The sequence below is a fragment of the Paenibacillus sp. sgz302190 genome, assembly GCF_059820445.1.
Genome location: NZ_JBZYAO010000027.1, coordinates 52423 through 79033, shown reverse-complemented (window position 1 = coordinate 79033; position 26611 = coordinate 52423). Strand labels below are relative to the sequence as shown.

The following is a 26611-nucleotide window of genomic DNA, read 5'->3' as shown; positions in this document are numbered from 1 at the left end:
GCATCCTTTTAGAACAAAAAGTAGCGCTGCGCCATCGGCAGCTCCGTCGCCGGTTCACAGGAGACCGGCTCTCCGTCCACTTTGACTTCATACGTTTCCGGATTTACCTCAATCGACGGCGCCAGATCGTTATGAATCATGTCTTTCTTGGAGATGCTTCGGCAGCCTTTTACGGGCTCGACGCGTTTTTGCAAGCCAAGGGAAGCTGCGATTCCACGGTCATATGCCGCCTTGGACACAAACGTGATGGAGCTTTGGGTCAGCGATTTGCCGAAAGCGGCGAACATCGGTCTGCCGAACACAGGCTGCGGCGTCGGAATCGAAGCGTTCGGGTCCCCCATCTGCGCGTAGGCGATGCTGCCGCCTTTCAGGACAAGATCCGGCTTGACGCCGAAAAACATCGGGCTCCAGACGACAAGGTCCGCGAATTTCCCGGCCTCCACCGAGCCCACAAGATGCGAAATGCCGTGGGTGATCGCCGGATTGATCGTATATTTGGCGATATACCGTTTAATGCGGAAGTTATCGCTGTCTTCCGTATCCTGCGGCAGCGGACCGCGCTGCTTTTTCATCTTGTCGGCGGTTTGCCAGGTGCGGATAATGACTTCCCCGACACGCCCCATCGCCTGCGAATCCGAGCTGATCATGCTGAATACGCCCATATCGTGCAAAATATCTTCCGCGGCTATCGTCTCCGGACGAATCCGCGAATCCGCGAAAGCGACATCCTCGGGAATGCGGCTGTCGAGATGGTGGCATACCATGAGCATATCGAGATGTTCCTCAATCGTATTGATCGTAAAAGGCCGCGTAGGATTGGTCGAAGAGGGCAAAACATTGAGCTCGGCGGCTGCGCGAATAATGTCCGGCGCGTGTCCTCCGCCCGCTCCTTCGGTATGGTACGTATGAATCGTCCGGCCCTTGATCGCGGCCAGCGTATCTTCCAAAAATCCCGCTTCATTTAATGTATCGGTATGAATGGCGACCTGGACGTCGTACCTGTCCGCGGCTTCCAGGCAGGCGTCGATCGCCGCCGGCGTCGTGCCCCAGTCCTCGTGGAGCTTGAGACCGATGGCTCCCGCTTCGATCTGCTCGGTCAGCGGCGCGAGAAACGCCGCATTCCCTTTGCCGGTGAAGCCCAAATTCATCGGAAACGCTTCGGCCGCTTCCAGCATCCGGCGCAGATGCCAAGCCCCCGGCGTACAGGTCGTCGCATTCGTCCCCGTCGCCGGCCCCGTTCCGCCGCCGATCATCGTCGTCACCCCGGAGGAGAGCGCCGTCTCGATCTGCTGCGGGCATATGAAATGAATGTGCGAATCGATGCCGCCGGCCGTTACGATTTTGCCTTCGCCGGCGATCACCTCCGTACTCGCGCCGACGATTAACTGAGGATGAACCCCGTCCATAATGTCCGGGTTGCCGGCTTTTCCGATCGCGACGATATGGCCGTCCTTAATGCCGATATCGCCTTTGACAATTCCCCAATGGTCGATAATGACCGCATTCGTAATCAGCGTATCCAGAACGCCCTGATCGCGGGTCGCGCCGCTCGACTGCCCCATGCCGTCGCGTATCACTTTGCCTCCGCCGAATTTGCATTCGTCTCCATATACCGTGAAATCGCGCTCGATCTCGGCCCATAGCCCCGTATCCGCCAAACGGACGGCGTCGCCCTGCGTAGGCCCGAACATCAGCGCGTAGCTTTTGCGGTCAATTTGACTCACCGGGCTTCCCCTCCCATGCTTTCCATCGTTCCCGAACGTCCTCCGGCATGCTGCCATGCTCGGCGTGTCCGCGGCTCAAGCCGTTGAGCCCGTAAGACATTCTGGCTCCGCCCAGCTCGACAAGCCGGACCGGCTTCCGTTCGCCGGGCTCGAAGCGGACCGCGGTTCCCGCCGGAATATCCAGTCTCATTCCGTATGCCGCTTCGCGGGAAAATTCCAGCGCACGGTTCACTTCAAAAAAATGAAAATGCGAGCCCACCTGCACAGGACGGTCTCCCGCGTTGGCCACGTTCAACTCGACTGTCTTCCTGCCTACGTTCAATGCAATAAAGCCCTTCCCGGTCCGAAATTCTCCTGGAACCATAGTTCTGCTCCTCTCGATACTTTTTGCCCCCGCGTCGGAAAATTTGCGCTTCATTAAAAGTGCCGGGGAGTCCGTCCGACGGAGTCACTTTTGCACATGCCCACAAACTCCCGGGTCTTACTCGGCAATAGGCTGATGCACCGTAACAAGCTTGGTGCCGTCCGGAAAAGTCGCTTCCACCTGCACTTCGTGTATCATTTGCGGAACGCCTTCCATCACTTGGCCTGACATCAAAATTTTCGTTCCGTACTCCATTAATTGAGCCACCGTCATGCCGTCCCTGGCGCCTTCCATAATCTCCGATGTCAAAAGAGCGATGCTCTCGGGATAATTCAGCTTGACGCCTCTGGCCAAGCGGCGGCGGGCCAAATCGGCAGCCACCGTAATCAGCAGCTTTTCTTTCTCTCTCTCCGTCAGATGCACGTCCTCACCTCTTTACGAAAACCGAATAATGGCAACTTGATACCCTCATTATATTCGTCAAAACCGGCAAAGTAAATATTCATACGTCAGATTTATTCACATAAAATAAGGTATATGCTTAGGTCATATTTCGTATTTATAGTAAATTATCCAATAAAAAGAAATTAAATTGTTCATTTTCACAATAATTCACTTTTTATGTTATATATATTGACATATAATTCGATTCCGGCTTATCATTGTCGGTGTAATCCAATTATTACTATAAAGGGAGTGGAAATTGTATGACAGAGAAGCGCAATTTCGGCAAGCTCACAGTCGCTTTAAGCATGGCTTTTATGATGGCCGCCGCAGGCTGTGCGACAACCGAAACCACCACTTCATCGACGACTGCACCCGAAGCCGCCAAAGACGACACAATCCCCGTAGGGATTTTGCATTCTTTGACCGGGACTATGTCCATCAGCGAGGTGTCCGTACGGGACGCGGAACTGATGGCGATCGAAGAAATCAATGCCGCAGGGGGACTTTTGGAAAAAAAAATCAAGCCTGTCATCGAAGACGGCGCGTCGGATTGGCCGACTTTTGCAGAGAAGACAAAGAAATTGCTGCAAAAAGACAGCGTCGTGACGATTTTCGGCTGCTGGACTTCGGCAAGCCGCAAAGCGGTGCTCCCCGTCGTCGAGCAAAACAAAGGCCTGCTCTGGTACCCCGTGCAGTATGAAGGCCTCGAATCGTCGCCGAACATTTTCTACACGGGCGCCACGACGAACCAGCAAATCATTCCCGCAGTCACCTGGCTCTTGCAAAATAAAGGCAAAAAATTTTACCTCCTCGGCTCCGACTACGTATTCCCCAGAACCGCCAACAAAATTATTAAGGAGCAGTTGAAAGCCGAGGGCGGCACGCTTGTCGCCGAAGAATACACGCCTCTCGGACATACGGATTACAACACGATCATCAGCAAAATAAAAAAAGATAAGCCTGACGTCATTTTCAACACCTTGAACGGGGATAGCAACGTCGCGTTCTTCAAGCAATTGAAAGACGCCGGCATTACGTCCAAAGATATAACGACGATGTCCGTAAGCATCGCCGAAGAAGAAGTTCGCGGCATCGGCGCAGCCGTTCTGGAAGGTCATTACACCGCCTGGAACTACTATCAGACTACCGATACGCCGGAAAACAAAAAGTTTGTCGAAGCATACAAAGCCAAATACGGCAAAGACCGGGTAACGGACGATCCGATCGAGGCGGGCTACACCGCCGTGTACCTCTGGGCCGCAGCGGTCAAAAAGGCCGGGTCCTTCGATGTCGAGAAAGTGAAAGCGGCGGCCAAAGGCATTGAATGGAACTCGCCGGAAGGCAAAGTGACCGTCGACGGAGAGAACCAGCACATTTCCAAAACCGCGCGGATCGGTCAAATTCAGGCGGACGGCCTGATTAAAGAAATATGGAATTCAGGCCAGCCGCTCAGGCCAGACCCGTACCTCAAAACGTATCCTTGGGGCGCAGAAGTGACCAAGAAATGAGTCGAAGCCAGGGCTGCCCAACGGCAGTCCTGTATGTCATCAAAAATGAGGTGATGTCATGAGTCTGCTGCTGCTGCAATTGTTTAACGGCCTTAGTCTCAGCTCGATTCTGCTGCTGATCGCGGTCGGTCTTGCGATTACGTTCGGATTGATGAACGTGATGAATATGGCGCACGGCGAATTTATTATGATCGGCGCCTATATGGCGTACCTCGTCCAGCAATGTTTTCAGCGCTGGCTTCCCGCTTCCGCGTTCGGCTGGTACTTCGTCGTATCGCTGGTCGCCGCCTTTATTATCGCCTTCGCCATCGGCTGGCTGCTCGAAGCGCTTCTCATCCGCTTCCTGTACGGAAGGCCGCTGGACAGTCTGCTCGCCACCTGGGGCGTCAGCCTCGTGCTGCAGCAGCTCGCCCGCACGCTGTTCGGAGCGCCGAACGTGGCCGTCAAAGCTCCGGGCTGGCTGGAAGGAGGCCTGCATGTTACGGCCGATCTCATCCTTCCGTACAAAAGGCTGTTTATCATCGCTTTGGTCGCCTTTTGCATTCTTGCCATCTACTTGTATTTGTACCGCTCCGCCGGAGGCAGACGGATGAGAGCCGTCATGCAAAACCGCGAGATGGCGGCCTGCCTGGGCATCTCCACCCGCAGGGTCGACGCCCAATCGTTCGCGTTCGGCTCGGCCATGGCGGGAATCGCCGGGTGCGCCTTGTCGCTGCTCGGACCGATCGGCCCGACGATCGGTACCTACTACATCGTCGACGCCTTCATGGTCGTCGTGCTCGGCGGCATCGGCAAGCTGGTCGGCACCGTCTCCAGCGCTCTGGGCATCGGCGTGCTGGGCACGGCACTGGAGTACACGACCAGCGCGACTTTGGGCAAGGTGCTCGTGTTTACGCTCATCATTGCTTTCCTGCAGTGGAAGCCGATGGGGCTAGTAACGATCCGCTCCAGATCTCTAGATTGAAGAAAGGAAGTGGCAACCGCCCATGACGGCTTCCGGAACCGCCAAAGTGAAATTTATCGCGTATGCCGCGTGTTTGTTTTTGATCGCTCTCGCGCCGCTTTTTCTTTCCGAATTCCGCCTGTCGCTGCTCGGCAAATTTCTCGCCTATGCGATAATCGCGATGGGCATCGATCTCATCTGGGGGTATACGGGCATTCTCAGCCTCGGACACGGCGTATACTTCGGGCTCGGCGCCTACTGCATGGCGATGCACCTCAAGCTGGCGTCGAGCCCCGGGCAGCTGCCTGACTTCATGTCATGGAGCGGCGTCGACGAGCTTCCCTGGTTCTGGGTTCCTTTTCATAACCCCGGCTTCGCTTTCCTGATGGCGCTGCTCGTGCCGATGGCCGTCGCCTTCATTCTCGGCTACTTTACGTTCCGCAACCGGATTAAAGGCGCTTTTTTCTCCATTTTGTCGCAAGCGCTGGTCATTATCGCCGTGACCCTGTTCGTCGGTCAGCAGGGCTATACCGGAGGAACGAACGGACTCACGAATTTCGAATCTTTCCTCGGTCTGAATTTGCGTTCGCCTTCCACCAAGCTGCTGTTGTTTTACATCACCCTGGCCGTACTGCTGCTTGTGCTCGTACTGTGCAGCTTCCTCGTATCCAGCCGCCTCGGCAGCATACTCACCGCCATCCGCGACGGGGAAAACCGGGTCCGCTTCATCGGCTACAATCCGGTCGTGTATAAAGTGTTCATTTACTGCTTGTCCGCGGGTCTTGCCGGTCTTGCCGGCGTGCTCTTCGTTTTGCAGGAGGGCATCATCTCCCCGGCGCAGATGGGCATTGTCCCGTCCATTGAAATGGTGCTGTGGGTCGCCATCGGCGGGCGCTCCACCATCGGCGGAGCCGTGCTCGGCGCGATCGTGACCAACTCGGCGAAAACAACGTTCAGCGAAGCCTACCCGGAATGGTGGCCGATTATGCTGGGCGCCATGTTCATCATCGCCGTCCTGTTCCTGCCGAAAGGAATCGTAGGCACCATCGCCCACTACATGTCGAATTGGAAAAAAAGCTTGCTTCCAAAACCCGTATCTTCGCAAGAAGCCGGCTGAAAATATGCAAATTTGAAAAGGAGGAGTTTCCAATGCCTGGACAGCTAGCCGCGCAATCCCCGATTCCCGACAGGGAAATTTTGCGCGTGGAACAGCTTGAAGTGAGTTTTGACGGATTCAAGGCGCTTCGCAATCTGAATTTCTCCCTGCAGGCCGGAGAGCTGCGCTTTTTGATCGGCCCGAACGGAGCCGGCAAAACAACGCTGCTGGATGTCATCTGCGGGAAAGTAAAGCCATCCCGCGGCCATATCGTATTCAAAGGCGCGACCGATCTTTCCAAATACCAGGAGCATCAGATCGCCCGGCTCGGCATCGGCCGCAAATTTCAGACTCCGTCGGTATTCACGACATTGACCGTTTTCGAAAATCTCGCGCTTTCGATGAAGCAGCAGCGCGGCCTGCTCAGCGCGCTGTGGGCCAAAACGACGAGCGAGCAGCGCGACCGCCTGCTGCACAGGCTGGGCATGATCGGCCTGCAAAACAAGGCCAAGGAAAAAGCCGGCTCGCTGTCGCACGGCGAAAAGCAATGGCTGGAGATCGGCATGCTGCTCATGCAGGAGCCGGACCTGCTGCTGCTCGATGAGCCAGCGGCCGGGATGACGGACAGCGAGACGGAGAAAACAGGCGAGCTGCTGCACGAAATCAGCAGCAGCCAGACGATTATCGTCGTCGAGCACGACATGGAGTTCGTCCGCCGGTTTGCCAAAACCGTCACCGTACTCCATGAAGGAACGCTGCTTCGCGAAGGCACGATGCAGGAAATTCAGGCTGACGACAAGGTGGCGGAAGTGTATCTCGGAAGGAGAGTCGAGCGCGATGCTTAGCCTGGAAAACATCGAAGCCGGATACGGGGACAGCATGGTCATCCGCCGCGTCCATATGGCCGTCCGGCCCGGGCAAATCGTCTGCCTCATGGGACGCAACGGGGTTGGCAAGTCCACGCTGATGAAAAGCATCATGGGGCTCGTCCGTCCCCGTTCAGGCGCGATCCGCTACGGGAATCGGGACATAACGGCCGATCCGCCCGACCGCCGGGCGAAAACCGGGATCGGCTACGTGCCGCAGGGACGGGACATTTTCCCCCAGCTGACGGTCGCGGAAAATTTGCTGCTCGGTCTCGAAGCCGCGGCGGACGGCCGCAAGAAGCTGCCCGAGTCGCTCTTCGAGACGTTTCCCGCGCTGCGCGGCATGCTTAGCCGCAAAGGGGGCGACCTTAGCGGCGGACAGCAGCAGCAGCTCGCTATCGCCAGAGCGCTGGCGTCGTCGCCGAAGCTGCTGCTGCTCGATGAGCCGATGGAGGGCATCCAGCCGTCGATTGTGATGGAGATCGAGGCGATCATCGCGTCCATCAAAAAAAACCGGGAAATCGCCGTGCTGCTCGTTGAGCAAAGCCTTGAATTTGCGACGAGCATCGCCGATCACTATTATGTGCTTGACCGGGGAACGATCGTCGCGGAAGGAAGCGCCGAGGACTTAAGCGAAGACCAGGTAAGGAAACATTTGACCGTATGAACGGCAAATCGCCGATCCGTCCAACAGAAGAAGCCGGATGATCTGACCTCTTACCCAGGTTCAGATGCATACCGGCTTCTTTTTTTTGCGGCAAACTCACCGCCCGTTTGCGGCTGGACGGCATAAAATGGATGCAGTATAGTTAAATGGACAGCTTTTCAGGGTCGAATTTGCGCAGGCATATCGATCACCGAACCTTTTGATCGGAAAGGAGGGATACGTTTATGTCAAAAATTTTAATTGTTGAAGACGATCTGAGTATCGGGGAAATGATCACCATGTATTTGGGGGAAGAGGGCCATGAGGTCCGGCGCGCGGAAAACGGCCGGCAAGCCGAGCAGCTTTTCCGCAGCTTCGCCCCGGATATGATCGTGCTCGATATTATGCTTCCGGATGTCGACGGCATCCAATTATGCGCTTTTTTCCGAAAGTTTTCCACGCTGCCGATTTTGATGCTATCCGCCAAGAGTGAAATCACGGACCGTATCCGCGGCCTGCAAACCGGCGCCGACGATTATTTATGCAAACCGTTCAGCATGCGGGAACTGTCCGCACGAATACTGGCTCTGTTGAGACGGTCGCAGTCGCTCCAGTCCCCCGCTGCGCCTTCCGCCATTGCGACAGGACAAGCTCTTCGCCTGGATTTGGAGAAGCGCTGTCTGTTCGTTAACGATCGCGTTGTCGAGACGACATTCTCGGAATTTGAAATCATGACTTTATTTTGGCAAAATCAGGGCCGGGTATACAGCAGGGAAGAGCTGCTTAACCGCGTGCGCGGATTCGATTCCTACGTTACCGAACGCGCCATCGACGTGCACATCGCCAATCTCCGCAAAAAGATCGAGCCCGACCCGAAAGAACCGAGATACATTAAAACCGTGTGGGGAGTCGGCTACAAATTTTTGTTCGACACCCTGCATTGACCGATACTGACGAAACTTCAGCTCCGCGAGGGGCTTTTTTTATTTTCCGAAACAGTCACCAAATAGGCATTCGCACATATGATAATTATGAAAATTGGCTCAGCGGCTTTTGCCGGGGAAAAGCCAATGCATCCGATGCCAGTGCTTCTGGCGAAAACTAGGAGGAATCACGAACATGTTAAATAACTCTTTCAAGGCAGGAATGCAGGCTCCTTACGGCTACAGCCATCCGGCTTATCCGACGCCCGCAGCCGCTCCGACCGCCGCCTCTATGCCTGGTCCCTCGACGTATGTCGGAGGAGCCGCGCAGCCCGGAGGCAACGTTCCCGGCGCGCTGCCTTTGGAACAATCCTTCATCGAAAATATTCTTCGCCTGAATCTCGGCAAAATGGCGACTCTGTACATGACTTATGAAAACAACTCCGAATGGAACGCCAAAATTTTCAGAGGCCGGCTCGAAGCGGCGGGCCGCGACCACATTATTATCAGCGACCCCTCTACAGGCATGCGGTACTTGCTGCTCATGGTCAATCTGGATTACATCACCTTTGAAGAAGAGCTGCAGTACTACTATCCGTACACCGGCGCCACCAGAGCGATCGGAAGATAAATCCCTCATACATGAAAGCCGTGCGTTCCTCCTGCGACCGCGGCTTTTTTTATTTCTCCGCCGGCGTGAAATGCCACATGTGCAGCTTGCGGAGTCCGCCCTCCAGCCATCGCTCCCAATCCGCTTCCCCCGCTCCCGGCTCCGCCTTATCCGTGCGCTGCCGTTTGAGCTCCCGATACTCCCCGTACTCCACGCCGTTCCAAATTTCCACGAACAGCCCCGGCTGATCCGTGCCCTCCAGAAGCTCCAGCCGCCCTTCCCGTTTGCCCCACTCGCGCATATAGTTAAGGTAAGATTCGCGTTCTTCCGCCTTTATAGCATATTCTACAAAAACTTTGCACATTTTTGGTTCTCCTTCTGATTTATTTTTTGCTCCAAAATGGTAAACTAAAATAGAGCGACGCTTATGAACGAACCAAGCATTCGCTCACGATGACAACTTTCCTATGGAAAGTTCTTAGGAGGTACCTACCTTTGGACACAGGCACACATCTTGTTATCGGCTTAGGGCTTGCCGGTCTGGCTCAAATTGATCCGGCTGTAGCGGCAAGCGATGCGGCGACAACCGCTGTATTCATCGGCACTGTCGTCGGCTCGCAAATCCCGGATGTGGACGGGCTGCTGCGTTTCAGGGGAAACGCTTCATACATCCGCAATCACCGTGGCCGATCTCACTCCCTGCCCGCCTTGCTGCTCTGGACACTGCTCATTACCGGCGTTTTGGCTCTCTGTTTCCCGGCGCTCCCTTTGCTGCACGTCTGTATGTGGGTCGGCATAGCCGTCTGTTTCCATGTGTTTACAGACTTGTTTAATACTTACGGAACGCAAGCGCTGAGGCCTTTTTCGGAAAAATGGGTATCTTGGAATATTATACACATATTTGACCCTATCATCTTCTCCAGCCATTTGGTAGCGATTTTTATGTGGACATTCCACTTGGCCAGCCCGACGCTTATATTTCCGGTTTTGTACGGAGTTATTGCCATCTATTACATCTGGCGGTCTCTGGATCATTACATTTTGGAAAAAGGGCTTTTCCGCAAAGATCCGACATATCAGCCAGGCGAAAAATATACGTTGATCGCAACGTTCAACCTGTACGTATGGAATGTGGTAAAACGGAGAAACGACGGCAGCTACCAGCTCGGCGAGCTGCGCAATTTCAAATTGAAATGGGTCGACGTCGTCAAGCCTGAATCGCATCCCGCCATCGAAGCTTCCAAAAGCCACGAGAACATCAAGGCGCTGCTGTACTTTTCTACCTACGCCTGCGCGGAAATCAAGGAACACCGCTGGGGCTACGAGGTCAGATGGGCCGACGTCAGATACCGTCACCGCAAGCAGTATCCTTTCGTCGCCGTCCTGCTGATGGATCACAACTACCAAACGCTCGACTCCTACGTCGGCTGGGTGAACGACACACGCCTCGAGAAAAAGCTGCGCGTCGATTTGTATTGAAAAAAGGCTGCCTTTGGCAGCTTTTTTGTATACGAAACCTCCTAGTTCGACTGGGGGTTTAGGAAGATTCGAGCCGATCTAGCAACCGCTGCTACTTGTGAAGTGTCGTCGGCAATTGCGCCTCGCTCCCGTTCGCTCCGAGCGCTCAGGCCGCCGAAGCGCGGGGCAGGCAAATTGCCGAGTTGGAAATCTGTTCGAAATTTGCGGTGAAAACGGGCAGGTAAAGGATCCCTTTTCAGGGACCTTTCACCTGCCCGTGTTAACGTGGCAACCACGCGGTTGGCAAGCCTTTAGTGCTCCTTAGAGATGCTTGCTTGTAACAGGCCCTTATAAATGGTCTGATGGGAGCCATCGGCTAAACCGGTAGTTATGACTTGTGCCGCTCCAAACATTCCTTTACAGGAATATTCCTTCCTTGTATGATATACATAAATTGTGAAACCTTACATACGGATCATCATCAACCCGGAAAGGAGAAAGGGAATTTTATGAATCAGGATGTAACCCCCACCGGAGGTCGGACACGGTCAGCTTTATGATTGTTCACGCGGCCGGTCTCGAATTCCATTTCTCTGTTCAAGTTTCGCCGCAACAGCCCGCTGCAGATGACAGATAAATATAAAGCTCATCCTGGTCCCCTTCACAACGTGCATATGAACAACATATTAACTGTTCTTGCCGAACCGAACCGCTTGCATATCGTGGAACTGCTGCGCGACGGCCCCTTAACGGTAGGCGAAATCGCTGAGCGGCTCCAACTTAAACAACCTCAAGTCTCCAAGCATTTGAAAGTGCTCACCGAAGGCGGAATCGTCGAAGTGAATCCGGTTGCCAATCGGCGAATATACAAGCTCCGGCCCCAGCCTCTGCAAGAGATGAACGCCTGGCTGCAAACTTTTCGCGGCATCTGGGAAGAAAGATTTGATCGTTTGGACGATTATTTGCGCGAACTGCAACGAGACGACAAGAAACAAAACCCGTAAGCCGCCCCTGACGAAAAGCCAAGCATAACGAGGCGCTCAATCAAAAACCACCGCGAACTTCGAAATTCGCGATGGTTTTTGTATTGTGGTACCATTTATTCAGCCGATATAAATACAAGCCCAGAGGATTCCCCCTGAGCTAATATCGTTACGATAGCTTCCGATTAACGGAATTGTCCTGCGAGCGATTGCTCGGCGATTTGCACCAAGCGACGAGTGATGTGACCACCGATTGCGCCGGTGTCACGAGTAGCCATATAACCATAGTAACCATCTTGAGGAATTTGGATGCCCAGTTCTTGAGCAACCTCATACTTCAATTGCTCCAAAGCTTGATTGGCTTGCGGAACTACCAGCACATTACTGCTACGAGATTGTCCTGTACCCATTAGGATCAGACTCCTTTCAGTCAGCTATAATCTTTGATGTATTTGCAAGCTTGCAATCATAGTATGCGGAGGAAATTAAATTATATGCACAGCGCCCGAAAAAAGTTTAAAATAAGGGTACGCTATTCGAAGAAAGCAGGTGACATCATGAGCAAACCGCTCGCACTTCTTTTTGCAGTCGTAGGCACGCTGCTGCTGGCCTCCATCAGCCTGTTCATCACACTCAGGCAGCCTTGGCTCGTTCTCCTTTGCACAATCGTCGCACTCGGCTTTATCGGTTACGGATTCGCGGTCAAAGCCAAGCTCCGCAAAAGAGACGATCAGAACCGTTGACACGGACTTGACTTGAACGCTATACTTTTCTCACAAGAGTCTGCAAAACAACCTAAAGAAAGTAGTTGTCCATACTACTTTTTTTCATCACCTTTATTACCAAAATGAAAATATTTTATTATCGAAATAAAATTAACAATTTGTAAAGAAATGTGGTGAATTCATGTTAAAAATCGGCATTTCTTGTTATCCGACGCTGGGCGGCTCCGGAGTCGTCGCTACCGAGCTCGGCAAAATGCTGGCGGAAAAAGGACACGAAGTTCATTTTATTACCGACCGGATGCCGTTCAGGCTCGGCCAGTTTCATACTAATATTTTTTACCACGAAGTCGAGGTCAGCGACTACTACGTATTCCGCTACCCGCCCTACGACCTGGCGCTGGCCAATAAGCTCGCGCAGGTCGCCAAGCAGGAGAAGCTCGACATTTTGCACGTACATTATGCCGTCCCTCACGCCATTTGCGCTTATCTCGCCAAGCAAATGGTCGGCGACCATCTGAAAGTTGTGACTACGCTGCACGGCACGGACATTACGATACTCGGCCACGATCCGTCGCTGCGGGACTTGATCCGTCTGGCCATCCATCAGAGCGATGCCGTCACTGCGGTGTCCCAGGACTTGATCAACGAAACGTACGAAGTGCTTTCCATCGAAAAGCCGATCGAGCTCGTCTACAACTTCGTAGACCCGCAGGACTACATTGCTCCGGCGAATCCGCAGCTTCGCGCCCAATTTGCCAAGCCGCACGAAAAAATATTGCTGCATATGTCCAATTTTCGGCCAGTCAAGCGCATTAGCGACGTCATTGATATTTTCGCCGGCATACATAAAAAGGTGCCGTCCCACCTTGTTTTTGTCGGAGAAGGCCCCGAGCTGGCGAAAGCTGTCAGCCGGGTCAAAGAGCTGAAGCTTACGAGCCGGGTTCACTACCTCGGCAAGCAAAACAATGTCGCCGAAGTGATCGGTTTGGCCGATCTGCTGCTGCTGCCGTCGGAAAAGGAGAGCTTCGGCCTGGTCGCCCTGGAAGCGATGGCCGGCGGCGTGCCTACGATAGGCTCGAATACAGGCGGGATTCCGGAAGTCGTCACGCACGGCGTCAACGGTTATCTCGCCCCAGTCGGACACACGGCTGAAATGTCGGAGCACGCCATCAAATTGCTGACCGACTCCGACTTGTACAGCGATTTTTCTTTGGCAGGCATACAGCGTGCACGCGCTTTCTTTTCCGCCGATGCCATCGTCAAGCAATACGAGCAAATTTATTACAAAGTAACCGCGGCTGGCGATCTCAGCATGTTGGCCTGAGCCGCTGCACACACCGCAGCCTTACGGCGGCATACAAGATACCTCCCGTACATGTCCCGCCGTTTTCCGCCATTGGCCAGGGGCCCGAAAATCCTGCGAATGTGCAGGTTTTTCCTCTTAAATTGGCTTATTTTGACGAAAAGCCTGCAAAAGTGCAGGAATTTTTCGCTGAAAGTGAACCCGAACCCATGTCCCCGCTGAAAAGCCTGCACAATTGCAGGAATTGTTCGTGGCTAGCGGATCGCGGGCAAAAATTCATGTATTTTTGCAGGTTTTCAACAGTCTGAACAATACAGGCATGACCGGTTCAACGGGGTAGACTTTGTTTCCCCCAGACCCATGTTAAAAAAAAGGAGCTCCGACAGCCGATGCGGCGGTCAAAGCTCCTTTTTTCGATTCTTTTACAACACCAGGAAGCCCATTCGTTTCTTCACTTCCGACAAAGTTGCGTCGGCGACTTCCGCTGCGTGCTGCGCGCCTTTTTTCAGCACGTCGTACACTTCGCCCGAACTGCGGATCTCGCGGTAACGCTGTTGAAGCGGCTCCAGGACGGCGACCAGGTGCTCGGCCAAATCCTTTTTGAACGGGCCGTACCCCTGGCCCTCGTATTTCGCTTCGATTTCCGCAACGGTCATGTCGGCAAAATGCGAGTAAATGCCGAGCAGATTGCTGACCTCCGGCTTGTTTTGCGGATCGTACTTCACCTCACGGCCGGAATCCGTTACTGCGCGGCTCAGCTTTTTGCGGATAACGTCCGGCTCATCCAGCAGCGCGATATAGCTGCCTGCGTTCGGATTGCTCTTGCTCATTTTTTTCGACGCATCGTCCAGGGACATGACCCTTGCGCCGATCTCCGGCATATAAGGCTCCGGCATTGTGAAAAAATCGCCGAAACGGTTGTTGAAGCGGTGCGCCAAATCGCGGGTAAGCTCCAAATGCTGCTTCTGGTCGTCGCCTACCGGGATCAGGTCGGCATTGTACAGCAGGATGTCAGCCGCCATCAGCGAAGGATACGTGAACAAGCCGGCGCCGACGGATTCCTTGCCCGCCGATTTGTCTTTGAACTGCGTCATCCGCTCCAGTTCGCCCATGTAAGTCAGCGTCGTCAGCATCCATCCCAGCTCGGCATGTGCGTGAACGTGCGATTGCAGGAAAATCACCGCTTTGGCCGGATCGATCCCCGCCGCCAAATAAAGCGCCGCGACGGATTCCGTCTGCTCCTTCAGCGCCGCCGGCTCCTGGGGAACCGTAATCGCGTGCAAATCGACAATCATAAAAAAGCATTGATGCTGATGCTGTAATTTCGTAAAATTGCGGAGCGCCCCAATGTAATTGCCAATGGTCAGCTGTCCGCTCGGCTGAATGCCGGACAATACTCTTTTCATAAACGTAACGCCTCCTTGTATCGATCAACAACAACAAAAAGGCCTCCCGCCGCAAGGGACGAGGAGACCGTGGTACCACCCTAATTTGCCTTCGTGCGCGCCAGACGTGCGCCAAAAGACCTTCAGGCTCCGTTAACGGGGAGCGGCCGCTCAGCATACTAGCCGGATGCACATTCAGCATTCCGGCCCGGGTTCCGGAAAAGCGCGCATCTGCGTTCAGCGTCAAGCTCAAGGATCCATTCGGCTTGCCGGTTTCACCGGTTCGCACCAACCACCGGCTCTCTGGGAAACTTGAAGTCAAGCTTACTTGTTCCTGTCATCGCATTGATTTTCTATTATTATACACGCTCCCCGGGTAATGTCAACCGCGCATGTTGTCCTATCCGCTTTTCCTCCCACATACAATAGAAGCATATCCAATCGTCTCATAAAGGGGAAATGCGCCTTGTCTACGGCCTTTTACCGGTGGAGCCTTCCGGCTTCCGCCGCGATCTGCATGCTGCTTGCATTTTTAATCGTGACGACCAAAAAACTCCCAGGCATCATCGCTTTTGACGGAAAATTGCAGCTGGTGGCGCACGCGTTCATGGGCATTTTTCTCGATGCGCTCCCGTTTATGCTGCTCGGCATCGTCATGTCAACGATCGTGGAAACTTACGTTCCCGAATCGTTCATCCGCCGCATGACGCCGCGACACCCGCTCGGCGGCATCCTTTTCGCCTGCTTGCTGGGCGTATTGTTTCCGCTGTGCGAATGCGGCATGATTCCGTTCGTCCGCCGCTTAATGAAAAAAGGCATGCCCGTTTACATAGCGGTCGTATTCATTCTCGTCGGCCCTATTCTCAATCCGGTCGCGTTCGCATCCACGTACATCGCTTTTCGCGGCGAACCGGCGATGGCCTACTCCCGCATGGGGCTGACGTTTGTCGTCGCCCTGGCCGTCGGCCTGCTGCTGACCCGCTTCCTCGTTTATAACCCGCTCCGCCATTCCTTACAGGCAAGCGGCGCGAAAGCGGCAGACCACGACGATTGTCCCGGCGGACCGGCTCACAGCCACGACCATCGCGATCACGGCCACTCCCATCAAGGCGGCGGAGCTGCGGTCATGTTCAGCCACGCTTATTCCGAACTGCTCGAAATGAGCAAATACTTGATGCTCGGAGCGCTGATTACCTCGCTCATTCAAGTGTTCGTTCCCAAAGAAAGCTTGGCCGCCCTGGGCCAAGATTCCTTGACCTCGCACATGTTCATGATCGGCTTCGCCTACCTGCTCTCGCTCTGCTCGACGACGGACGCCTTCGTGGCTTCCTCCTTCAGTGATACGTTTTCATCGGGCGCGCTGCTCGGATTTCTCGTCTTCGGCCCCATGATCGATATAAAAAGCACATTCATGCTGCTCTCCGTCTTTAAAGCGCGGTTCGTGCTGCAGCTCGCCCTTATCGTAACAGTGGTCGTATTGGCCGGTTCGCACCTGTTCGAGCAGTTATTTTGGCCATGACTGGGACCCGGACCGGGACGAACATTCAGTTCACCGATTTCTTTTGAAAATGAAGCAGACCCGACGCGAAAAACAAAACAAAGCTACCCGCCACTCCTTCAGATGAAACGGCTTCGTCAAATAATCGTCGCCAAACTGCAGGCCGTCCAGCTTGTCATCGACGGGGGCCCGGGCGGACAGCATCAGATTCGGAGTATCCGGCGATATCTTCTTCAGCCGCTGTCCCACGGTAGACCATCCAACCCCGGCAGCATCATATCCAAAATGACGAGCTCCGCTTCCTTCACCCTGCTGTTTGCGCCATCAGTAGGTTCCGTCAAATACAGCTATGCAAAAAAAGAAAAAGCTCCGCCCGCAAGCAGCGCAAACCGCTGCTCACATGCAAAGCTTTTTATCGGTACATGATTAAATTTTCAGCACGCCGCCTGCGCTTGCGTTAGTGACAAGCTTGGAGTAACGCGCCAAGTAACCGGACTGGATTTTCGGCTCGAAGCCTTTCCAGTTCGCGCGGCGTTTCGCCATTTCCTCGTCGCTGATTTGCAGCTCGATTTTGCGGTTGTTCATGTCCAGCTCGATGATATCGCCGTCTTCTACGAAAGCAAGCGGTCCGCCTTCAGCCGCTTCCGGCGAAATATGGCCGATGCTGATGCCGCGGGAAGCGCCGGAGAAGCGTCCGTCGGTGATCAGACCGACTTTGGCGCCGAGGCCCATGCCCACGATCTGGGAAGTCGGAGCGAGCATTTCCGGCATGCCCGGTCCGCCCTTCGGCCCTTCGTAACGGATTACGACGACATGGCCTTCTTTGACTTTGCCGTTTGCGATGCCGTGCAGCGCCTCCTCCTGGGAATCGAAGCAGATCGCCGGTCCGACGTGGCGGCCGCCTACGGATTTGTCCACTGCGCCGACTTTGATGATACTGCCTTCAGGCGCCAGGTTGCCGAACAGCACGGCCAGGCCGCCTTTTTCGCTGTGAGGATTATCCAAAGGACGAATGACGTCTTTGTTCAAAATCTCGCAGCCCGCTACGTTTTCGCGCAGCGTTTTGGCCGTAACGGTGATGCGTTCGCCGTCCAGAGCGCCCGGCTTTTTGAGCAACTCGTTGATGATCGCGCTCACGCCGCCTGCCAAATGCACGTCCTCGATATGATAATCGGAAGCAGGAGCGATTTTCGCCAAATGCGGAACGCGTTCCGCGATTTCGTTAATGCGGGCGATCGGGTATTCGATACCCGCTTCGTGTGCGATAGCGAGCGTGTGCAGAACCGTATTGGTCGAACCGCCCATCGCCATATCCAGAGCAAAAGCGTTGTCGATCGATTCGATCGTTACGATATCGCGCGGCTTGATGTCTTTCTCGATCAATTCCATCAATTGGCGAGCCGATTGCTTCACGAATTCCTTGCGCTCTTCGGCCACGGCAAGAATCGTGCCGTTGCCCGGCATCGCAAGACCGAGCCCTTCGGCCAGGCAGTTCATCGAGTTTGCGGTGAACATGCCGGAGCAGGAACCGCAAGTCGGACAGCCGTATTGCTCAAGCTCTTCCAAACCTTTTTCGTCGATTTTGCCCGCTTGGTAAGCGCCTACGCCTTCGAATACGGAAGACAGGGAAATCGATTTGCCGTTCTTGTCTTTACCCGCTTTCATCGGTCCGCCGCTGACCATAATCGTCGGAATGTTGACGCGCAGCGCCCCCATGATCATGCCGGGCGTAATTTTGTCGCAGTTCGGGATGCATACCAGACCGTCGAACCAGTGCGCATTGACGACCGTCTCCAGGGAGTCCGCAATAATTTCGCGGCTCGGCAAGGAATAGCGCATGCCGATATGTCCCATCGCGATGCCGTCGTCAACGCCGATCGTGTTGAATTCGAAAGGCACGCCGCCCGCTTCGCGGATCGCTTCCTTGACCAGCTTGCCGAACTCTTGCAAGTGGACGTGGCCCGGAATAATATCTATATAAGAGTTGCACACCGCAATAAACGGTTTGCCGAAATCTTCCTCTTTAACCCCGGCTGCGCGCAGCAAGCTGCGGTGAGGAGCGCGGTCGAATCCTTTTTTAATCATATCGCTTCGCATTTTTTGATTAGCCATCGTTGACCCTCCTGGATTTCATTTCGCAAATCTCGCAAACATTGAATCTATCATATCACACTTTTCTTCTTTTTTCTCGCTTTAGTCATTTCACGCGTCAAAGTCATTTTTTAATCCTTATAAATTTCATCGGATTTATGTGTTTTTAGCCGGATTTATGTTATAATAATCCTAATCAAATTCAACATTAAAGAGGTGATCGCTTTGAAAGAAATTCCTCTTCCATACGTCCGCGCCAATCAAGCCTCCATGGTTCTGCTCATCGTGCTTGCCCTGATTTGGCAGCAGTCTTGGCTCATTGCCGCCCTGCTGATTATCGAAGCCGTCGGCCTGTTCTTCGGGCTGCGCGCCAATTTGTTCGTGCTGCTGACCAAACCCTTGCTTCGAACAGCCGCGGCCAAATCGGAAACCGAAGCCGCCGAGCTGCTCCGGTTCAATAATTCGATCGCCGTCATTTTGCTGACGCTTTCCCTGCTGTTTTTCGCGGCCGACCTGAATGTGTGGGGCAGCATTTTTGCCGGGCTTGTCGCACTAGCGGCTACCGCAGCTTTGCTCGGCTACTGCATCGGATGTACGCTGTACTACCAATTCAAAAAACTGCGCGCCCGTCGTGCGTAAATTAAAAAGCGCTGGATTTTCCGACAAATTAGCCTCCGGGCCACCTCAGGCCCATCATTGGCCGGCACCGCGCGCAGCTCTAGCGCGCGGTGTTGCGCTGCATGGCGGCGGTCAGTCGATCGACCACATGTGAATTCCTGCACAATCGCAACAGGCCAGGCCCGTTGATAAGGAGGCCACATGCCGGGGCTGATTAGCCACGCGTCAAGGTCGATACCTCACGCCAGAGCTGATTACCCTCTTGCCCGGGCCGACACCTCACGCTAGGGCCGATTAGCCACAATCTGCCTGGCCGCACGAAGAATTCCTGCAAAAATACATGAATTTGCTTCCTTGATCGCTGTACACGAACAATTCCTGCAAAAGTGCAGGCTTTTCACCTAACACTTAGACTCATACTCACTTTCAGCGAAAATTCCTGCACTTTTGCAGGTTTTTCGCCAAAACAAGCCAATTCGAGAGGAAAAACCTGCACTTTCGCAGGTTTTCTCCCTAGCAAGCGGCTTCCTGCCCAGTTGTGCAGTTCCACGGCATGCACCGGGAGAGGATCGCGCCCAGAAAAAGCGGCTGAGTCACACTCGTTCCCCTAGCCCTCACAGAGTGTCGCGACTTGCTCGGGCAGCCTGAAAAGTGCAGTTTTTTGCTTGTTAATACCCTGATAACGAAACATTCCTGCAATTGTGCAGGCTTTTCCTTCAAGCCGACCGCTTCCGTCGAAAATGCCTGGCCCCACCCGAGCCCTATCAGCGCTTTTTCCACAGAGGCCAAAATCAAAGTTACCTGCGAGTAGGCAGCAAGCACAAAGAACCCACACCGGTCTGCGAAGATCCGCAAGTGGGTTCTTTTGGGGCGTGTTGCTATGCCTTGCGGCGGTTCAAATGCACATAAGTGATCGCCAGTGCAAACACGAGCACTCCGCCCTTGACGATGTCAAAGCCAAAGTAAGGCACATTCAGCATCGTGAGCCCGTTGAGCAGCACGCCGATCAGGACGGCGCCGAAAAACGTGCCGATAACGTTCGGTTTCCCCGCCCCGAGCACCGAATAGCCGACAAATACCGATGCGACCGCCTCCATCAGCACGGGAACGCCAGCATCGATCTGCCCGGAACCTACCCGCGAAGCGTACAAAAGCCCGCCGCATGCGGCGAAAATGCCGGAGAGCACGTAGGCGAACAGCCTGATTTTGTTCACGGAAATGCCCGACAGCCTGGCCGCTTCGCGGTTGCCTCCCGTAATGTACAACTGTCTGCCCCAACGGGTGTATGTCAAAAATATGTGCACGGCAAACACAGCGATAATCATCAAAATGACGGAAACCGGAATGCCGAGCAGCTTGCCTTGTCCGATCCACAAGAAGTCTGGCAAAAATTTCCCTTTTGCCTGGGTGCCGTCCTGAAATCTCATATTGTTGTAAATTGAGAATCCCGAAGTGAACGTTTTTTGCACGCCGCCGATGATGTACATGACCGCAAGGGTCGCCAGCAAATCCGGGATGCGCACCTTAACGATCAAAAATGCGTTGAGCAGGCCAATGACGGCCCCGATCACGATGGGCACGACGATGACGACGAGGAGCGGCTGCTCGTACCAAACCATCAGTGCGGCCGAGACGACCGTCGCAAGCGAAACCGTAGAGCCTACGGATAAGTCAAAGCCGTCGACGATTTGAGATAAAGTGACTCCGATCGCCACGAACGTAACGATGGAAATCGAGCGCAAAATATCCGCGATATTGTCATAGGTCATAAAGTTTTCATTAATGAACGAAAATACGACAAATACAAGTGCAATGACCAGCAACGCCCCGTATTTAAAAGAAAACTCCAAGCTTTTTTCCTTCATCTTACTTTGCCTCCCCAGCGCTCGCATAAGTTAGTATCAAATCTTGCGAAGCCTCCGCCCGGGAAAGCTCCTTCACCACGGACCCATAGCTCATAACCAGTATGCGATCGGCGATTCCAACTATTTCATTTAACTCGCAGGATAAGTAAATAATGCCTTTCCCCTGTTCAGCCAGCGAACCGATCAGGCGGAAAATGTCGCTTTTCGCTCCGATGTCGACCCCTTTGGTCGGCTCGTCGAACATGTACACATCGGAAGGCGTCGGCAGCCACTTGCCGACTGCCACCTTTTGCTGGTTGCCGCCGCTCAAGTGCTTCACGGTCCGGTTCGGATCGCGGGGGTTCACGCCAAGCTGCTCCACCATCGACTGCGCATGCGCATTCTCCTCGCGGCGCTTGACAAAACCGAGCGCGCTCAGCTTGCGCAGAATCGGAAGCGACAGATTGCGCTTCACCGTCTCCTCCACGAGGACGCCCTGCTTGCGGCGCTCCTCGGGCACGAGCACGATGCCGGCACGCACGGCATCCTCCGGCTGGCGCAGCTTGAGCTTGCGCCCGCCAAGCCAGATCTCGCCGCCGTCCGCAGGATCGGCGCCGAAGAGCAGGCGGCTCAGCTCGGTTTTCCCTGCGCCGACAAGGCCGACGACGCCGAGGATTTCCCCCCGGCGGAGCGTAAAGCTGACGCCGCGCACTTTGGCGCCGCGGCTGAGGTTCTTCACCTCGAGGAGCGTTTCGCCGATGGGCACATCGGCTTTGGGAAACTCCTCGGTGAAGGTTTTGCCCAGCATCGCCTCGATGACTCCGGCGGTGTCCATTTCAGCGGCCGCTTGCGTCAGCACATGGCGGCCGTCGCGCATGACGGTGATCCGGTCGCAGACATGGAACACCTCATTCAAGCGGTGGGAGATAAAAATAAGACCGACTCCCTCCTCTTTCAAGCCGCGCATAATCGCGAACAGGCGCTCCGATTCCTCCAGACTCAGCGGCGCGGTAGGCTCGTCGAAGATGATGATCTTCGCTTTATGGGCGATCGCTCTGGCGATCAGCACAAGCTGCTTCTGCGAAATGCTCAGCTCCTCGATCTTGCGGCGAACCGGGAACGCAGCGCCGATTTTCGCCAAAATCGCCTCCGCCTCCCGGTTCAGCTTTCCCCAGTCGACCCAGGCTCCGCCTGAAACCAATCTGTCCATCATGACGTTCTCCGTCACGCTGAGCTCCGGCACAAGTGCCGTGTCAACCTCCTGGTAGACACAGTAAATCCCTTGCGACATCGCGTCTTTAGGCGTTCGAATCTGAATAGGATTCCCGTCAACGATGACGCTGCCCTCATCGGCGAAATAAGCGCCTGACAAAATTTTCATCAAAGTGCTTTTCCCCGCTCCATTGGCGCCGAGCAAAGCATGAATTTCCCCGCTGTGCAGCTCGAAATGAACGTCCTGTAAAGCCTTTACGCCCGGGAACGTCTTGGAAATTCCCTGCATGCGCAGCAAAGGCGCAGTTACACCACTCTTTGACATGCTCTCCCTCCCCGTAACCAATCTGAAAGTCCCATCGCAAGTAGCCGATGGGACTTAAGCATAACATCGTTATTTATTTTTTCGCCTGCTTTTCGGCTTCTTTCAACCAATCCGTGTAACCTTGTTGACTGCCGCCCCAGCCTTTGACAAACTCGCCAAGCTGTGCAGTGGATACCTGCTTGTCTTTAGGCAGTTGATCTCTGGATACGTACACCGGATCCAGTACGACTTTGTCCGGCGTTTGGTCGCCGTGCAGCTTTTGGTACAGGTAGCGCACTTGAACGCGTCCGATATCTTTCGGATCGACGGCCGCCGATGCGATCCAAGGGCTTTGCGGATCCTGCAGCAACTGCAGGTCTTCGTCGCTCAAGTCGATGCCGTATACTTTAATTTCCGTGCGTCCCGCCTGTTGAATAGCGCGTGCTGCGCCTTTGGCGAACTCGTCCCATGCCGCCCATACGGCCGTAATGTCGCCTTTGTTCGGATACTTTTTCAGGATGGCTTCCATTTGTGCTTGCGTATCCAACGCCGGGTCTTTGGCGGTTCCGAATGAAGCAATTTCTTTAATGTCTTTATACTTGTCCTGGAAAGCTTTGTAAGCAACATCACGGCGCTCCATAGGAGCAAAACCTGCAACCCACACCTTCACGATGTTTCCTTTGCCGCCCGTATCTTTTGCAAGCTGCTCAAGCGTAGCCTCGGCCATTTTTTGGTCGTTTTGCTCCAGCGAAGTCACACCCGGTACGGACAAAATCGCATCGAACGCGATAACAGGAATTTTTTTCTCCAGCGCTTTCCTCACTCCGGCTTCCAGCGCATCGGCGCTGCCGTGGTCGATCAGAATGCCGTCAAACTTTTGGTTAACAGCCGCATCCAGATTCGAAGCCATTTTGGCGAGATCGTTGTCGGAAGCGAATACCGTCACTTTGCCGCCGAGCTTTTCAACCTGCTCTTTAACGCCTTCTACATATTGTGCGGAAAATGTTCCGGTATTGAACTGCATAATAAGCGCCACTTTTTTACCGGACAGATTAACGGCTTGTCCAGCCGCCGCAGTCGCTTGGGCCGTATCCGCAGTGCTTCCTGCTGCCGGCGACGATGCCGTGCCATTGCTTTGCGGTTTTGCGCAAGCGGCAAGCAAACTTCCTATTAATACGATCATAACGATAAAGCTGAAAAGTCTTGTCTTTCTCATGTTTACCCTCCCCAATCAAATACGCACATCGAATTCCCATTTATTCCCTCGGATTAATATACCAAGTTCTCTACTAGGAATTTAATTCGTATAATAGCATCTAAGCGCTTGCCGCGTCAATCCTTTTTTCGATTCGTTTCTCCAATTTTCAGCAAATCTACTTTCTGCCGAAATCCGCTTTAATCTCTCCCCACTTACGCGTGTCCCATTTGACGATTTTGTTCGTGTACGTATTCGTTTTCAGCCACTTCAAAGCCCGGTCCACCAGGCTCCAAATTTCTTCCGTCGAGGCGTCTCTGACCAAATTCGTAGACACTTCCTTCTTGCGTATCCAGCTGAGCGCAGTGACGGAGTCCGTGTAGATCGTCTTGTTGCTCCCCTGCTTTTTCAAATAGGCAAGCCCATGCACGATCGCCAAAAACTCCCCCAGATTGTTCGTCCCTTTGGCAATCGGCCCCTGATAAAAAATGATCTCCCCCGTGCGCGTGTCCACGCCCTTGTACTCCACAACCCCGGGATTGCCGGAGCAGCCGACATCGACGGAAATGCTGTCATACTCCACTTCGGGAGGCGTCCCGCCGGCGGACGATGAGCCCGAGCCGCTCGCAGCGCCCGTTTTCCCCGAAAAATCCAGCGACTTTTGCCAGCCCCGCTCATAAGCCTTTTGTGCTTCCGCTTCCGATTCGTAGGACTTGAATTTCGCCTGAGGGTACCCTTTCGTCTGCGCCTGGCAATCCGCCCATGTTCGGTATATGCCCGGCTTGTGGCCGACCCAGACTACATAAAATTTACTTTGCGCCATCTTCCACACTCCGCACTTTCTCTTGTAATTGGCCGACCAATTCGGACACCACTTTAACCGTATCGGCAAAATAGGGTCTGTAATCCAGCCCTTCGATAAACCGTAGGAACGATTCCCCGATCCGCAGCACTTCTTTCCTGTATGCCGCCGTGTCGAGAACGCAGCTTTCCAGCTCGCGGTACGGGCCGTCCTGCCGTTCTTCCACATATGTAAACTCCATATGCTCATGGTCCCGGTGATGCACCTTGAACGAAAATCCACGGCACTCCGGATCGCCGCAGCCGCATACGAAGAACGGCATCCGCTGCCATTGATCCGCCGGAGCAAACCGGTTCGGCTGTGTGTCGTGCAGCGCGCTATGGAGCATGGCGGGAAGCCCTACATCGACGCACAGAGGCTCTTCGACCAAAATATCATCCTGCACGGTCAGCTTGACGTCGGCATGAATGATTTGCAAATCCTTATCGAACGACCAGCGTTCCGTTACAATTTCAAACATGACTTACCTCCGCACATAAATTAGGAATGCATTGCCTGAACCTCTATTATAGCAAAGTCGGACGCGCGATGCCGGGACGATTCGTTTGGTCGAAATTACCAATTTTCAGTACGAGTATATTTTTCAAAAGCGAATATAATACCTATTACTGGAGGTGATAACAAATGGGTACAGGACAATCTCGCAGCAGCAACCAGCTAGTTGTTCCTCAAGCCAATCAGGCTCTGGAACAATTGAAATTTGAGGTAGCCCAGGAACTGGGCATCCAAATTCCTCAAGACGGCTACTACGGCTACATGGCTTCCCGCGATACAGGAGCAATCGGGGGTAACATCACCCGCCGTCTCGTGCAAATCGCCGAGCAGCAGCTTGCAGGCAAATTCGGCGGCAGATAAAGCAACTCCCTATACTTACGTACAAGGGCTTTCCTTTAAGCAGAATTTGCTTAAGGGGACGCCCTTTTTCGAGTTCGGCGGCGCAAATGCAAAAAAGCCCTCCGTTCACGAATGAACCGAGGGGCTGCCTTGCATGTTCTTACGGCTTCACATCGTAGATCTTATACAGATCGTCAAGCATAATATTCGCAGCCTTGACGCCTCCGGCCGTGTTCCATGTCGCATCGTTGACCTTGATCAGCTTGTTTTCCTTGACAGGCTTCAAATTTTGCCAAAGCGGATCGTTCATCCATTCCTGCTCCTGCTTGGTGCCTTTGCCGTCACCGGTATCATAGGTGAAATAGAACACTTTGTCGGCTGTGTCCAGCTCCGTCAGACGTTCTTTCGTAATGTCCTCGAACGATTTTTCGTCGCTTTTCGGATCGTTGCGCTGAATGCCGATTTGCTTGAAAATGACGCCCGTGAACATGTTGCCGTAATAAAACCTCGTTTTGCCCGCCATGAAGCGGACGACTGCGACTTTCTCTTTCAGCTTGTCGCCGGCTTTGCTTTTGAAATCTTCAATTCGTTTATCGAAATCGGCGATCACCTTGTCGCCTTCCGCCTTTTTGTTCAAAGCATCCGCATAAAGCTGAAAATTATTTTTCCACTCGCCGCGGAGCGTTTCGGAAAAGACCGTTGGGGCGATCAGCTTTAATTGATCGTAAACTTTTTCTTGGCGCATTTTGTTGCCGATAATGAGATCCGGCTTCAGCGAGGCAATGACTTCCAGATTCGGCTGGGATTCTCCGCCGACAGTCGTGACCCCCTGCATATCCGCTTTAATATGATCAAACCACGGATTGCCGTAAAAAGACTCGACGGCTCCTACGGGTTTGACGCCGAGCGCAAGCAGCGCTTCCGTGCCTTCGTTCGTCAAAATGACGACCCGCTGCGGATGCGCGGGCACAGACGACTCGCCCATAGCGTGCTTGATCGTCCGCAAGCCTTCCGCCTTCGCCGATTCCGCCGGCGCCTGTGTCGCCGCCGGCTTCTCGCCGCAAGCCGTCAGCCATACGGAAAGCATCAATATAACAAAAAGAAGGGCGGCCCCTTTTGTACGAATCCGTATTTCTTTCCTTACCATTAAACGTACCTCCGTATTATGTAAT

The 26611-nt window shown here is 53.9% G+C and carries 28 protein-coding genes and 1 other annotated feature; of the genes, 14 read left to right on the top strand and 14 right to left on the bottom strand.

The features are described from left to right. Positions 1 to 8: 8 nt before the first annotated feature. From ureC to AC6RNO_RS25150, 3 genes are all read right to left on the bottom strand, one after another. The gene (gene ureC, locus AC6RNO_RS25160; RefSeq protein ID WP_488435227.1) at positions 9 to 1724 is read right to left on the bottom strand and encodes an urease subunit alpha; all 1716 of its coding nucleotides are present in this window, start codon (positions 1722 to 1724) and stop codon (positions 9 to 11) included. Beyond that, complete coding sequence (gene ureB / locus AC6RNO_RS25155) at positions 1711 to 2088, bottom strand: urease subunit beta (protein WP_488435228.1); 378 nt, start codon at positions 2086 to 2088, stop codon at positions 1711 to 1713. The genes ureC and ureB overlap by 14 nt, the downstream gene beginning before the upstream one ends. A 117-nt stretch (positions 2089 to 2205) precedes the next feature. Then, the gene (locus AC6RNO_RS25150) at positions 2206 to 2511 is read right to left on the bottom strand and encodes an urease subunit gamma (protein WP_474680066.1); all 306 of its coding nucleotides are present in this window, start codon (positions 2509 to 2511) and stop codon (positions 2206 to 2208) included. A gap of 284 nt (positions 2512 to 2795) precedes the next feature. On the opposite strand from AC6RNO_RS25150, the gene urtA reads away from it, so the two are divergent. From urtA to gerQ, 7 genes are all read left to right on the top strand, one after another. Then, a complete protein-coding gene (urtA, locus tag AC6RNO_RS25145) occupies positions 2796 to 4043 on the top strand; it encodes an urea ABC transporter substrate-binding protein (RefSeq protein WP_497107149.1) in 1248 nt (415 codons plus the stop codon). Positions 4044 to 4101: 58 nt separating this feature from the next. Further along, entirely contained in the window at positions 4102 to 5007 is a 906-nt protein-coding gene (gene urtB, locus AC6RNO_RS25140) for an urea ABC transporter permease subunit UrtB (RefSeq protein WP_474680064.1), read from the top strand. 22 nt (positions 5008 to 5029) lie between these two features. Then, positions 5030 to 6103 carry an urea ABC transporter permease subunit UrtC gene (gene urtC, locus AC6RNO_RS25135; protein WP_474680063.1) on the top strand — a complete coding sequence of 358 codons (1074 nt, stop codon included), beginning with the start codon at positions 5030 to 5032 and terminating at the stop codon, positions 6101 to 6103. Positions 6104 to 6135: 32 nt separating this feature from the next. Then, positions 6136 to 6927: an urea ABC transporter ATP-binding protein UrtD gene (gene urtD / locus AC6RNO_RS25130; protein WP_497107148.1), complete on the top strand. Its 792-nt coding sequence runs from the start codon at positions 6136 to 6138 to the stop codon at positions 6925 to 6927. Further along, positions 6920 to 7615 (top strand): urea ABC transporter ATP-binding subunit UrtE, encoded by a 696-nt coding sequence (gene urtE / locus AC6RNO_RS25125; RefSeq protein ID WP_497107147.1) that lies wholly within the window; start codon positions 6920 to 6922, stop codon positions 7613 to 7615. Before urtD ends, urtE begins: the two co-directional genes overlap by 8 nt. Before the next feature lie 224 nt (positions 7616 to 7839). Continuing rightward, positions 7840 to 8538 (top strand): response regulator transcription factor, encoded by a 699-nt coding sequence (locus AC6RNO_RS25120; protein WP_474680060.1) that lies wholly within the window; start codon positions 7840 to 7842, stop codon positions 8536 to 8538. Positions 8539 to 8713: 175 nt separating this feature from the next. Then, a complete protein-coding gene (gene gerQ, locus AC6RNO_RS25115; protein ID WP_474680059.1) occupies positions 8714 to 9148 on the top strand; it encodes a spore coat protein GerQ in 435 nt (144 codons plus the stop codon). Positions 9149 to 9197: 49 nt separating this feature from the next. Here gerQ and AC6RNO_RS25110 read toward each other — a convergent pair whose 3' ends face one another. Further along, positions 9198 to 9491 carry a hypothetical protein gene (locus tag AC6RNO_RS25110; protein ID WP_474680058.1) on the bottom strand — a complete coding sequence of 98 codons (294 nt, stop codon included), beginning with the start codon at positions 9489 to 9491 and terminating at the stop codon, positions 9198 to 9200. A 131-nt stretch (positions 9492 to 9622) separates the two neighbouring features. On the opposite strand from AC6RNO_RS25110, the gene AC6RNO_RS25105 reads away from it, so the two are divergent. Both AC6RNO_RS25105 and AC6RNO_RS25100 read left to right on the top strand, forming a co-directional pair. Continuing rightward, the gene (locus AC6RNO_RS25105; RefSeq protein ID WP_497107146.1) at positions 9623 to 10606 is read left to right on the top strand and encodes a metal-dependent hydrolase; all 984 of its coding nucleotides are present in this window, start codon (positions 9623 to 9625) and stop codon (positions 10604 to 10606) included. Between the two features lie 605 nt (positions 10607 to 11211). After that, a complete protein-coding gene (locus tag AC6RNO_RS25100) occupies positions 11212 to 11589 on the top strand; it encodes an ArsR/SmtB family transcription factor (RefSeq protein ID WP_488435235.1) in 378 nt (125 codons plus the stop codon). A 164-nt stretch (positions 11590 to 11753) separates the two neighbouring features. Here the strand turns inward: AC6RNO_RS25100 and AC6RNO_RS25095 are convergent, their stop codons facing one another. After that, positions 11754 to 11978, bottom strand: a complete 225-nt coding sequence (locus AC6RNO_RS25095; protein WP_474680055.1) for an alpha/beta-type small acid-soluble spore protein — start codon at positions 11976 to 11978, stop codon at positions 11754 to 11756. A gap of 147 nt (positions 11979 to 12125) precedes the next feature. Between AC6RNO_RS25095 and AC6RNO_RS25090 the strand changes: the two genes are divergently transcribed. Beyond that, positions 12126 to 12311, top strand: coding sequence for a DUF5325 family protein (locus AC6RNO_RS25090; RefSeq protein ID WP_497107145.1), 186 nt, complete (start codon positions 12126 to 12128; stop codon positions 12309 to 12311). Between the two features lie 163 nt (positions 12312 to 12474). Further along, the gene (gene bshA / locus AC6RNO_RS25085) at positions 12475 to 13617 is read left to right on the top strand and encodes an N-acetyl-alpha-D-glucosaminyl L-malate synthase BshA (RefSeq protein WP_497107144.1); all 1143 of its coding nucleotides are present in this window, start codon (positions 12475 to 12477) and stop codon (positions 13615 to 13617) included. A gap of 401 nt (positions 13618 to 14018) precedes the next feature. Here the strand turns inward: bshA and trpS are convergent, their stop codons facing one another. Next, positions 14019 to 15002, bottom strand: a complete 984-nt coding sequence (gene trpS, locus AC6RNO_RS25080) for a tryptophan--tRNA ligase (RefSeq protein WP_474680052.1) — start codon at positions 15000 to 15002, stop codon at positions 14019 to 14021. Between the two features lie 51 nt (positions 15003 to 15053). Then, positions 15054 to 15331 (bottom strand) — a binding site (T-box leader). 116 nt (positions 15332 to 15447) lie between these two features. On the opposite strand from trpS, the gene AC6RNO_RS25075 reads away from it, so the two are divergent. Next, positions 15448 to 16500, top strand: a complete 1053-nt coding sequence (locus AC6RNO_RS25075; protein ID WP_497107143.1) for a permease — start codon at positions 15448 to 15450, stop codon at positions 16498 to 16500. Positions 16501 to 16530: 30 nt separating this feature from the next. Here AC6RNO_RS25075 and AC6RNO_RS25070 read toward each other — a convergent pair whose 3' ends face one another. Together AC6RNO_RS25070 and ilvD are read right to left on the bottom strand one after the other, a co-directional pair. After that, on the bottom strand, positions 16531 to 16728 hold the full coding sequence (locus AC6RNO_RS25070; protein ID WP_474680050.1) for a response regulator: 198 nt from the start codon (positions 16726 to 16728) through the stop codon (positions 16531 to 16533). 177 nt (positions 16729 to 16905) lie between these two features. Next, entirely contained in the window at positions 16906 to 18591 is a 1686-nt protein-coding gene (gene ilvD / locus AC6RNO_RS25065; RefSeq protein ID WP_474680049.1) for a dihydroxy-acid dehydratase, read from the bottom strand. A 195-nt stretch (positions 18592 to 18786) separates the two neighbouring features. Here ilvD and AC6RNO_RS25060 point away from each other — a divergent pair, with 195 nt between their 5' ends. Further along, the gene (locus tag AC6RNO_RS25060) at positions 18787 to 19209 is read left to right on the top strand and encodes a DUF4395 family protein (protein WP_497107142.1); all 423 of its coding nucleotides are present in this window, start codon (positions 18787 to 18789) and stop codon (positions 19207 to 19209) included. Positions 19210 to 20066: 857 nt separating this feature from the next. Here AC6RNO_RS25060 and AC6RNO_RS25055 read toward each other — a convergent pair. From AC6RNO_RS25055 to AC6RNO_RS25035, 5 genes are all read right to left on the bottom strand, one after another. Further along, positions 20067 to 21053: an ABC transporter permease gene (locus AC6RNO_RS25055; RefSeq protein WP_488435241.1), complete on the bottom strand. Its 987-nt coding sequence runs from the start codon at positions 21051 to 21053 to the stop codon at positions 20067 to 20069. 1 nt (position 21054) lies between these two features. Next, a complete protein-coding gene (locus tag AC6RNO_RS25050) occupies positions 21055 to 22569 on the bottom strand; it encodes an ATP-binding cassette domain-containing protein (protein WP_497107141.1) in 1515 nt (504 codons plus the stop codon). Positions 22570 to 22642: 73 nt separating this feature from the next. Beyond that, positions 22643 to 23764, bottom strand: a complete 1122-nt coding sequence (locus AC6RNO_RS25045; protein ID WP_497107140.1) for a substrate-binding domain-containing protein — start codon at positions 23762 to 23764, stop codon at positions 22643 to 22645. Between the two features lie 157 nt (positions 23765 to 23921). Continuing rightward, complete coding sequence (rnhA, locus tag AC6RNO_RS25040) at positions 23922 to 24566, bottom strand: ribonuclease H (RefSeq protein ID WP_474680044.1); 645 nt, start codon at positions 24564 to 24566, stop codon at positions 23922 to 23924. Further along, entirely contained in the window at positions 24553 to 25065 is a 513-nt protein-coding gene (locus tag AC6RNO_RS25035; protein ID WP_497107139.1) for a hypothetical protein, read from the bottom strand. Before AC6RNO_RS25035 ends, rnhA begins: the two co-directional genes overlap by 14 nt. A gap of 164 nt (positions 25066 to 25229) precedes the next feature. Between AC6RNO_RS25035 and AC6RNO_RS25030 the strand changes: the two genes are divergently transcribed. Beyond that, entirely contained in the window at positions 25230 to 25460 is a 231-nt protein-coding gene (locus AC6RNO_RS25030) for an alpha/beta-type small acid-soluble spore protein (RefSeq protein WP_474680042.1), read from the top strand. Between the two features lie 139 nt (positions 25461 to 25599). Here AC6RNO_RS25030 and AC6RNO_RS25025 read toward each other — a convergent pair whose 3' ends face one another. Beyond that, a complete protein-coding gene (locus AC6RNO_RS25025) occupies positions 25600 to 26586 on the bottom strand; it encodes an ABC transporter substrate-binding protein (protein ID WP_497107138.1) in 987 nt (328 codons plus the stop codon). Between the last annotated feature and the right edge of the window lie 25 nt (positions 26587 to 26611).